Origin of the sequence: Bacillus cereus group sp. BfR-BA-01430, assembly GCF_022663115.1 — a bacterium.
GTDB lineage: Bacteria > Bacillota > Bacilli > Bacillales > Bacillaceae_G > Bacillus_A > Bacillus_A cereus_BD.
Genome location: NZ_JAKUEW010000058.1, coordinates 1 through 758, shown reverse-complemented (window position 1 = coordinate 758; position 758 = coordinate 1). Strand labels below are relative to the sequence as shown.

Here is a 758-nt window from a genome sequence, read left to right as displayed (position 1 = left end):
TGAACTGCACCCCAATTGTTAGACACAGTCTAACAATTGGAGGTGCAGTTTTTCTATGGCTAAATTTACAGCTGATGAAAAAATACAAATCGTTCTACGTTATTTGAACGGAAATGAAAGTTATCGAGAAATGGGTAAATCGATTGGTATAAGTGACACAATTATTTTGAATTGGGTAAACCAATATAAACAGAATGGTATGGAAGCTTTTCTAAAACGATGTACAAATTACACACAACAATTTAAACTAGACGTACTAAACTTTATGATTGAAAACGGTATGTCCTTATTTGAGACGGCAGCTATCTTTAACATTCCTGCCCCTTCAACGATTTCTGTTTGGAAAAAACAGCTCGAAACACAAGGAATTGATGCCCTTCAATCTAAGAAAAAGGGGCGTCCATCCATGAAAAAAGATTCAAATAAACAAGTAAAACAAGCTTTAGCTGAAGGGTCAGTCGAAGCACTTGAAGCACGTATTCAACAGCTTGAAATGGAAAATGAGTACTTAAAAAAGTTGAATGCCTTAGTTCAAAACAAGGAAAAATCACGAAACAAGACAAGGCACAAGTAGTCTATGAATTAAGGCATAAATATTCGGTGAAGGCACTCGTGGAGCTAGCTGGTATTCCACGGAGTACGTATTATGATTTAGTAAAGAAAATGAATCGTCCGGATCAAGATGCCGATTTGAAAGCTGAAATTAAAGCGATTTATGAGGAAAATGAAGGTCGTTATGGCTACCGTCGCATTCGTGA

At 36.5% G+C, this 758-nt stretch carries 1 pseudogene; it reads left to right on the top strand.

Annotation, left to right across the window (positions count from 1 at the left end):
- Nucleotides 1-55 precede the first annotated feature (55 nt).
- Nucleotides 56-758: pseudogene (locus MR058_RS22900) on the top strand (IS3-like element ISBce19 family transposase); the annotation flags it as partial.